This is a genomic window from Rhodoferax sp. U2-2l (assembly GCF_020594515.1).
Lineage (GTDB): Bacteria > Pseudomonadota > Gammaproteobacteria > Burkholderiales > Burkholderiaceae_C > Rhodoferax.
This window is the reverse complement of the sequence record NZ_JAJCTH010000037.1, coordinates 1-1,666: the sequence shown is the minus strand read 5'-3', so window position 1 is coordinate 1,666 and position 1,666 is coordinate 1. Positions and strand designations below refer to the sequence as shown.

Sequence of the window (1,666 nt, the reverse complement as noted above, 5' to 3'; positions counted from 1 at the left end):
CTCTCAAGAAACACCACACAACTGATTGATTTGCATGGTGTTTTCAAACGGGATTTTCAGTAGCCACGAGTTGCATCCCCATGGTCTTGGCACGCTGGGCGAGGTTGTGCAAGACCCGCTGGCGGTAGCGTTCCTCGAAATAATCCTGCCCTCGGTCCGTGTATTCCTCGCCTTTTGTGAGCATGGCGTAAATCAGGCGAGCCAGTTTATGGGCAGCAGCAGTGACGGCCTTGGCCCGGTCCATACGGGCGCACATGCGTCGGTAATACGCACCCAAGGCCGATTTGCTCGAACGCAGGGCTGCCGCTGCCAATCGAAGCGCTTGGGCCGCCCGGTTGGCACAGCGCTTTGTCTTGCCACTCATCACCTTGCCTCCCGTGATCTTGGTGCCCGGGCACAACCCCAGCCAGGATGCAAAATGCTTGTCACTGGCAAAGCGGCTCATGTCGCTGCCCACCTCCGAGACCACCACCAGAGCGGTCGTCACATCAATGCCATCAATGCGGGTCAGATCCACACCGCACATCTGGAAGAGCTGGGTGCGCAGATCAAACTTTGGCGCGTTGCGAGCACGCCCACGTTTTTTGCCTTTGGCGGGCTCACCCTGGCAGCTTCGCAAGACCTGCAGCTGTGCCTCAATCTGACCATCGCATTCCAGCAACTGCTTGCCACAAAAGTCAAAAGCATCCACCGCCTGCTTGAGAGCAAACAGGTGTTCACTGCGCCAGTTACCCTGCAAGCTCTTGGCAATATCCTCAGTGCTGGCGTGAATGCGCGAATTCTTCAGCCGAGCCAAAGCCAGACCATCGCGTTCACCGGCGAGGATGGCGCGCACAATCTTTTGGCCCGTCTCGCCCACGATATCGGAGATGGTGTTGGCCAGCTGGATATTCATCTGCGTCAAAGCTTTTTGCATGTGCTGCACAAAGCGGCCCTGACTGCGCAAAATCATGGCGCGCTGGCGTGTCAGGGAGCGCAACACGCAGATCTGATCACCGGGACGAAAGGCACCGTGCAGCAGGCCAAAGCTCATGAGCTGCTGCAACCATTGGCAGTCCAGCACATCACTCTTGCGACCAGAGACATTCTTGACATGGCGCGCGTTGACCAAAAGCACGGTGAAACCACGCGACTCCAACAGCTCGTAAAGCGGTATCCAGTACACGCCGGTGGATTCCATCGCCACGGTGTCGATGTTGCAGGCATCAAGCCAGTCGACCAAACGCTGCAGATCGGCGGTAAAGCTGCCAAATTCGCGCACCGGCTGCTCGTCCCGATCAGGCGGCACAGCACAGAAGTGCGAGGCGCTGCCGATGTCAATGCCTGCTGCATTGGGGTGGGTCAGGGAGAGGGTTGCCGCTCCAGTGGCGGCGCGCTTGCGTTGTGCCATGGCATCCTCCAGAATAAGAAGTGGAACGTGGCACCGGCTCGGGTACGTCGTCTTGATCACTCTCTCAAACGGGATGCCGGTGGCGGGTGCAGAAATACCCTCCACCGGCTCACCAATGTCGATGACGTAGCCCAGACCACGCTAACCCGCGGGCAATATGCACCATTGCTACACCGGTCTTTGCCTGTGCCACGCTCCACCTTGCCACATTTGCAACGCCCGCGCCACGTGTTTCTTCGGAACGATTTGCGGCGCAGGCGGGCCGATTACTTCGCT

The 1,666-nt window shown here is 58.5% G+C and carries 1 protein-coding gene; it reads right to left on the bottom strand.

From position 1 onward, the window contains the following. Positions 1-43 precede the first annotated feature (43 nt). The gene (locus tag LHU53_RS19565; RefSeq protein ID WP_227334463.1) at positions 44-1,390 is read right to left on the bottom strand and encodes an IS110 family transposase; all 1,347 of its coding nucleotides are present in this window, start codon (positions 1,388-1,390) and stop codon (positions 44-46) included. Between the last annotated feature and the right edge of the window lie 276 nt (positions 1,391-1,666).

Coding starts and splice junctions, on each gene's coding strand:
- LHU53_RS19565 (WP_227334463.1), bottom strand. CDS start 1,390: ATGGCACAACGCAAGCGCGCCGCCACTGGAGCGGCAACCCTCTCCCTG.